Here is a 7,977-nt window from a genome sequence, read left to right on the forward strand (position 1 = left end):
GGAATATAAAGTCAAGGGAGTTTTATTGAATTTAATACATTATCCGATTTTAACATTAGGGCCTAGTAAAAGATTAGGTATTTGGTTTCAGGGATGTTCGATAAGATGTAATAAGTGTATATCTAAACACACGTGGGAATTTGAGGAGGATAAATTTATTGATTGGATAAAATTTAAGAATATAATTAAATCGTATAGTAAAAATGGAAGAGTAACTATAAGTGGTGGAGAGCCATTTGATCAACCAGATTCTTTAAATATAATGCTTGATATTTTGCGTGAAGCTGGTTATTATGATATTTTAATTTATACAGGTTACAGATATGAATATATCTATAATAACTATAAATATATTATAAATAAAATAGATGTTTTAATAGACGGATCTTTTATATATGGAAATCAGAGTGAGTCGATTTGGAAAGGGTCAGAAAATCAAAACATGTATATTTTAACTAAAAATAACGAATTAAAGAAAATTTATGAGGAATATAAAAAAATAAAAAAAAATAAAAATTTACAATTATTAAATGATGGAAAAAATTTTTATCTAATAGGAATACCTTATCATGATTTTATAGATGGGATTGATTAAGGAGGGATTTTATGAGCAGTTATACACGACTTAAACCTGATTATCGTGCTTTGGTGAGAAATCAAATAAACATTATAAACAATAAAATAATGAAGATGAAAAATATTAGAGAAAGTGAAAGAGAAAGTTTATCAAACGAGTTAGAAAAGATAAAAATGAAATATGATAAAAATAATAATGTTAGTAGTTTAAGAAGTGAATGTGAACTTTTATTATCAAAGGTTGTTAAAAAAGAAACAGAAATAAAAATTAGCGAGATGGAATCAAAAAAAATATCGCGCTCAATTTCCAATTTTATATCTGAAATGAAAAAAAATAAAAATTTTTTGAAAGAGGTAAAATATTTTCAACATGAGTTATTAAAATATAAAAATATAAAATATTACGATGAAAAGTTAAAAAGTTTAAAAAATTTAGAATCAGAAATTTTAAGAGTATATAATCAATATATTTACGCAATTAATAACATTAAAGAAGAGGATTTGGAATTTGATTTTATTGAAGAAACAGAAGATTTTGAGGAATTTAATGAAATAAGTCAATCGGAAGAAAAGATAAAATATATTTCTGAAATAAAGAGAGTCTTGGAAATGTTGGAATTAATAGATGAAGTAGAATATAAAAAAAACAATGAAAAATTAAAAGACTCATTGGAAAAATTACCAACACAGATTTTAAAAGATTATTATGAAGATTTAATGTTTAAATATTATGAGTTAAAGGATAAAAAAGAAGAAACTATAAGTTATAAAAATTTAATTAAAAATTTAATAGGTAATTTTTATGATGTTTTTGATAGCGAAATGAAAGCAAAAATAGAAAAATTTTATAATGAAGATTATATAGAATATGAAATGTATTTAGATTTAAAAGATGAAATAGAAGAAGTTTTAGAAACTTATGAAGATCTTTTGATACAAAAAATAAGCATTGAAGAAATTAAGGACAAACTTTCTAAGTTGGGTTACAACCTTGTAATGTTAGAAAATGATTTAAAAGAAAAAATAAATTTAATGAAAGAAGGAGAAAAAGTATATTTTGATTTAGAAAAAGATTATAAGGTTATGATAATTCAGGAAAATCGTATGATAGAGTTTAAATTAATTAGAGTAACAAATCAAAATAGAGATATATCTTTGGATTCTAAAATTACTGATATGTGGTGTAATAAAATTGATGAGCTGAATGAAGAATTGAAAAAAGATGGTTTGTTTTTTGAAATAAAAAATAGAGAAAGAATAGAGGTAGAATATTTTTCTTTAGAAGAATTTGAAAAAGTATATTCAAGTATAGGAAATATCTCTGACAAATCTTTAGAAGAAGAAATTCATGATGAGAAAATAATTGATGAATATAAAGTTAAAAATAAAAATAATCAAAGATATATGAGTATGGAGTGATAATATGAAAAAATATATATTCCCAAAATGGATAAAAGAAATTGAAGCGTTAACAGGCTCTTATCAACAATTTATGCTTTATGGAAATGTTAGAGATTATTATTTATACTCTGAAATTGAAAATGATAAAAGGATAATATTTGTAGATCTTATAAAAATGTTAAAAAAAATGTTAGAAGAAAAACAAAAATATTCTATTATCTTTAAGTTAATTCCAAATAAGAAAGAAGTTGAATTAGTAAAAATTAAAGATATAAAAAATGAAATAATTGACAAATCTTTTGGATATAAAATAAGCGAATTGAAAATGAGAAATATAAAAAAAGATGTAATTATATTAGAAGGTAATAATATATTGAATGCTCAAAAAAATTTTATAGAAACAATTTTAAATTTCAAACCAAGTGAAAAAAATAAAGAAATTGGTAATGTAGCAATAATCTATGATTTTTCTTCTAATTTAAAAAATATTTATAATGATATGGATAGGAATAAATTTCTTTTAGAATTATATCAATTAGGTTATTATAGTAGACCTATTTATTATAGCGATGTAAAAGAAAAATTTCATAATTTATTTTTTTGGATATTTGATAAAGATGTAGACCTAGAAAGATGGTATTTGAATAATAATCACTTTTTGAAATCTATTTCGATTCCAGCTCCTGATATTAGGATAAAAAGGGAATTTATAAAAAATAGCTTAATTGAAAGATTAAATGTTAATGAAAATCAAACTCTTAAATTTGATAAAATTTTAGATCTATTTGTTTCTCTTTCTTCAAATTTTTATTTAAAAGATATAGAAAATATAATAACATTAGCAAAAAAAAGAGAGGTTAATATTTTAGAAGAACTTGAAGATCTTGTAAAGTTTTACAAAATTGGTATAGAAGATAACCCGTGGAAAAATTTAGATAAAGAAAAAATAAAAAAAGCTCAAGAAATTTTATCTAAAGATATTATAGGGCAAGAATATGCTGTTAAAAGGGCTTCGGGGACGATAAAAAGAGCATTTTTTAATCTTTCTGGAATTCAATTTTCCATTAACAATATGAGACCGAAGGGGGTTTTATTTTTTGCAGGGCCAACAGGTGTAGGTAAAACAGAGCTTGCCAAATCAATGGCAAAATTAATTTTTGGTACTCAGGATAGCTACATAAGGTTTGATATGAGTGAATTTTCAAAAGAGCATTCAGATCAAAGATTAATAGGTTCACCTCCTGGATATGTTGGATATGAAGAAGGTGGTGAATTAGTTAATAAAATAAAAGAAAATCCTTTTTCTGTTGTTCTTTTTGATGAGATAGAGAAAGCTCATAGGAAAATATTTGATATATTTTTACAAATACTTGACGAGGGAAGATTGACATCTAGTAGAGGAGATACTGTTTATTTTTCTGAATCAATAATTATTTTTACAAGTAATTTAGGAGTATATAATAAAGATAAAAATGGAAAAAATTCCTCGTTAATTTCACCTGAAAGTTCTTATGAAAAAATAAAAAAAGAAGTGGAAGATAAAATAAAAGAATTTTTTATTGAAATAGGAAGACCTGAAATATTAAATAGGATTGGTGAAAATGTTATAGTGTTTGATTTTATAAGAGAAGAACATGGTAAGAGAATTCTTGAAGAAAAAATGTTGAAAAATTTAAAAGAAAAATTGAAAAAAACTTATGGAATTAGTTTTGAAATTTCTAACAAAGCCCTTAAAAAATTATATAAATATTGTTTGGAAGATTTAACTATGGGAGGAAGAGGTATTGGAAATAAATTAGAAAAATATTTAATAACACCTTTAAGTGAAAAGTTATTTGATTATGATAAGTATAAAAGTATTAAATTAGTAGATATTGATGAAAATAAAAATGACAAATATGAATTAATATTGGAGGGATTCAATGATTGAAGCAAATAAAGAAATATTGAAAATGTTTGAAAAAGTAAAAATATGCCCTTCATGCAATACAGTTTACGGAGAAGATGTTTATACTTGTAAAAAAGATGATGAGTCATTGATAGAAGAAGATTTAATTAAAGCAGTAAAAATATGTAAGAAATGTGGAGAGATAAATTCACCTTTATCAAAAGAATGTAGGAAATGTAAAGAAATTCTAGCGGAAGAAGATATATTTAAATATAAAGATTTAATATTACTAAAAACTAAAGAACTAACTATTTATATTTATAATAATATAATTGTTGGAAGGAAATATTTTCCAAAAAATTTCCAAGGGAGAGAATATATATCGCGAGAACATGGAAAATTTTTAAAAGAAACTGAAGATTGGTATTTAATTCGTTTGGAAAAATCAAAAAATCCTATATATGTAAATGAGAAAGAACTACAAAAAAATGAAAAAATAAAATTAGAAAAAGGTTTTAAGATCCGTTTTTCTAGAATGACTCAAGAATTTGAATTATATATATAATTTTAGGAGGATTTATGGATGTTCTAAGGGATAATGGAATTAATAATTGTATAAAAGCAATAGAGGAGGATTTTATTAAGTTTATAAATAATAATGAATTTACCCCTTCATATTTATGCGAATTTAATATTCAAAAATTTAATGATAGTTTTCAAAATGTAATATTTGAAATTTTTTCGATTTCTCCGTATATACAAAAATTTATGTTTGAATATGTTTTTAGGGATAATGAAAATTATTCAAATTTGTATTTTTCTTTAGATGGTGAAAACTATAAATGTGATTTTACAAAGGAATTAATGAAAAACATTTATGGATTTAAAAGCAATTTGAATGTAGAAATAAATAGTCTCGAATATGCTTTTTATAGTAAATTATTTGAAAATAAAAAAGATAATATAGTATTTATTTTAAAATCCAATCAATATTTTCGATTTATTTATAAGTTGTTAGGAGTAGATTATGAAAATTTAAATAGCGAAGATATTGAAAGTTTAAAAAAATTTTTTAAAAAATCAAAAATATTATTGCCTTCTATATTCATTATTGCTCAATTAAGAAAGAAAAAATATTCAAACAGGAAAATTTATAAATATTTTTTGGATTATATATTACCTAATTTAGAATATATTTCTGAAATTGATTTAAAAATTATTTTTTGGTTGAGTAAAATTTTAAATTATGAAAAAATTAGAAATGTTGTAAATGAATATATAGATAACTATAGAAATAAAAATTTAAATAAAGAAAAAATCAAAAATTATTTAGATAAAGTAGATATTAAAATTGAAAAGGAATTAGAAATACATTTGAAAAAATATCCAGAAATTATGTATGAGGATTATATTCTTCTAGACATTAAAGGAATGGAAAATATAAATTATTATTATTTCAAATCATTAACTGAAGATAAAAAAAACGATGATAATCCGGAAAATAAAGAGAAAATTACAATAAAAAATCCGATAAATAATGAAGTTTATAAGAAAGGAAGTCATATAACAATAAAATTATCTGATGATATAAATTTAAAAGATTTAAAATTAATTATACTATTTAACGAAAAAGTTAAATACGAAAAACATAAATTAAATTTAAAGAATTTAAGATTCAAGGTTAATTTTTCTGGGAAATATAAAATAATTTTAAAAAATAAAAATGATGATATTTTTGATCAAGTAATTTTTTATGTTGAATAAAGGAGGAACGCAAATGGATAATAAAAATAAATATTTAAAGAGCGAACTTAATAATAAGTTTTTTGACTATATAGAATTGATAGATGATTTAAAAGGGATTTTTATTGAACGTGACGAAGAAATAGAAACTATTGCATGTGGGTATATAACTGGAACAAATGTTTTGTTAATAGGAGAACCTGGAACAGGCAAAAGTTTGATTATTAAAAAATTTGCGAATTTACTTGGTATGGATTTCGGAAATGGATATTTTCATTATTTGTTAACTAAATATACTGAGCCTTCTGAAATTATAGGGCCATTAGATATAAATAAATTAAAGGAAGGTAAATATGAAGTAATTACAAATAATAAATTGCCTGAAGCTAATTTAATTTTTTTAGATGAAATATTTAATGCAAATTCTGCTATTTTGAATTCGCTATTGACTTTAATAAATGAAAAAAAGTTAATTTTAGGTAATATTTATAAAGACATAGAAGATCTTATAGTTGTTTATGGAGCTTCAAATCATATGCCATCAGATAATTTATTGAAAGCTTTTCTTGATAGATTTCCAATTAGATTATTAGTAAAAAGCATTTCCCCAGATGTTGATAATTATAAAAAGTTATTAAATAAAGAAATTAAGATAGAAAGTTCTGATGAAACTCAAGCAAAATTTAATAGAGAGGAATCTATTGAATTTGCTAAAAATATGAATAAATTTATTATTAATAGAGTAGAAGAGTTAATTGATTTTAGGTTTATAAGGTCGTTTTTCAGTAAGTTAAAATTATTAAAGTTAGATGGCGGTATTTTCATTTCTGATAGAAGTATAAAATCTTTAATAAAGATGATTATAGCTCATTCTATGATTAAATCAGAAAGATTAAATGCGGAACCAACTTTTGAGGATATAAGATTTGTGCTTTCTAAGATTTGGACTGATGAGGAGCAAAAATATGAAATTGAAAGAATACTTGTATAGCGAGTTAGAGGGATTTTTTAAAGAAAGAAAAGAGTTATTGAACAAAATCGACATAAGAAAATATTCTTTGAATTTAAGCAAAATACTATCTATTTATAATAATAATATTTCAAGTGTTGAGCTTAGATTTATTTTGGTTATATATAATTATATAATTTTTGAAGAATGTAATTATTCTGAATTAGTAGATGATATAGTATTATTATATGAAATAATTGATCTATATGTTTCTATAGAAGATTTTGATAAATTTGATATATACAAAAGAGCATATTTAATTATTACGAAATTGTTTGTATTTGTTTTTAACAATAAATATAATATTGAGGAAGAAATTTCGCCACTGTTTATTGAAAAGTCTTTGATTAATATAAAAAATGATAAGAAAATAAATAATTTAATCGTTGAGATAGATAATAATATAATAAAAAATAAAATAAATATGTTAATAAAAGAAGATATAAGAGCAATTTTATCAACTAATAGTGTTTTATATGATGGTTATTATGATTATTTTATTACTCTTCTTTTTGAAAAATATAATATAAAAAATAATATTGATGAATTTAGAGAAAATCCAAGTAGTGTTTATTATTCTTCTGATTCCAAATATAAAGAAGTGGTAGATGGAATTAGAAGAATAAAAAATTCATATGAATTAATTAAACTTATTCCTTCAAATTTGTTGTATTTAGAAGATGAAGATTTATTTTATTATCTTTTTAAGGAAAATTTTTTATATACATATAATCATCAAAAGCATATTGAAACAAATTTAAATATTGAAATAATTTATCTTTTTAATGAAGTTGATAAAAATCCTTTGTTAGAATTTAATGAGGGTGAAAAAAATTTAAAAATGTTTTTGAATACATATTTAAAAATATTATATTTAAAAATAATTTATAACTTTGCATTAAATGTTAAAAATAATCTCTATTTTAAATCGAATAACTATTCATTTATATTTATTTCGAATAATATTTATGAAACAATTGAATATGAAAAAATTAGTTTAAATAGTTTTAAGGATTTCTTATATTCAATTGTTGCGGAAAATCCTAAAATTTTTTTAAACAATCCTTTATCAGAAGAATTTGATTATAAAGATATAATTTCTAAAAAATTAAATGAATCTATGAAAGATACTAAAAAAGTTTGTATATCTGTTTCATATTATGATAAAGAACAAGAATTAATTTCTTTTTCTAAAAAATATGATAATTTTAAATACCTAATTTTTGAAATAAATACTAATTTAAAAAACGATAATTTTCACTTTACCTTAAATAAAAAAAACAAAATCTCTAATTTATCAGATTTTATAATAGAAACAGTTAAAACTATAGAAAAAATTATTTTTAATTCGGAGGGGTAA

Annotated in this window: 7 protein-coding genes; all 7 read left to right on the forward strand. The window is 21.6% G+C overall.

Annotated features, from left to right (window positions below; all coding sequences use genetic code 11):
- Positions 1-25 precede the first annotated feature (25 nt).
- Genes X274_RS06230 through X274_RS06260 form a run of 7 tightly spaced genes read left to right on the forward strand, consistent with a single transcriptional unit; the run spans position 26 to position 7,977 of the window.
- On the forward strand, positions 26-595 hold the full coding sequence (locus tag X274_RS06230; protein WP_197073330.1) for a 4Fe-4S cluster-binding domain-containing protein: 570 nt from the start codon (positions 26-28) through the stop codon (positions 593-595).
- 11 nt (positions 596-606) lie between these two features.
- Positions 607-1,995: a hypothetical protein gene (locus tag X274_RS06235; RefSeq protein ID WP_047265952.1), complete on the forward strand. Its 1,389-nt coding sequence runs from the start codon at positions 607-609 to the stop codon at positions 1,993-1,995.
- 4 nt (positions 1,996-1,999) lie between these two features.
- Positions 2,000-3,907 carry an AAA family ATPase gene (locus X274_RS06240; RefSeq protein WP_052913211.1) on the forward strand — a complete coding sequence of 636 codons (1,908 nt, stop codon included), beginning with the start codon at positions 2,000-2,002 and terminating at the stop codon, positions 3,905-3,907.
- Positions 3,900-4,430: an FHA domain-containing protein gene (locus X274_RS06245; protein ID WP_047265953.1), complete on the forward strand. Its 531-nt coding sequence runs from the start codon at positions 3,900-3,902 to the stop codon at positions 4,428-4,430. The genes X274_RS06240 and X274_RS06245 overlap by 8 nt, the downstream gene beginning before the upstream one ends.
- Positions 4,431-4,444: 14 nt before the next feature.
- The gene (locus X274_RS06250) at positions 4,445-5,629 is read left to right on the forward strand and encodes a hypothetical protein (protein ID WP_047265954.1); all 1,185 of its coding nucleotides are present in this window, start codon (positions 4,445-4,447) and stop codon (positions 5,627-5,629) included.
- Positions 5,630-5,642: 13 nt separating this feature from the next.
- Positions 5,643-6,599, forward strand: coding sequence for an AAA family ATPase (locus tag X274_RS06255; RefSeq protein ID WP_047265955.1), 957 nt, complete (start codon positions 5,643-5,645; stop codon positions 6,597-6,599).
- Positions 6,574-7,977, forward strand: a complete 1,404-nt coding sequence (locus tag X274_RS06260; RefSeq protein ID WP_047265956.1) for a hypothetical protein — start codon at positions 6,574-6,576, stop codon at positions 7,975-7,977. The genes X274_RS06255 and X274_RS06260 overlap by 26 nt, the downstream gene beginning before the upstream one ends.

Source organism: Marinitoga sp. 1155, from assembly GCF_001021175.1.
Classification (GTDB): Bacteria; Thermotogota; Thermotogae; order Petrotogales; family Petrotogaceae; genus Marinitoga.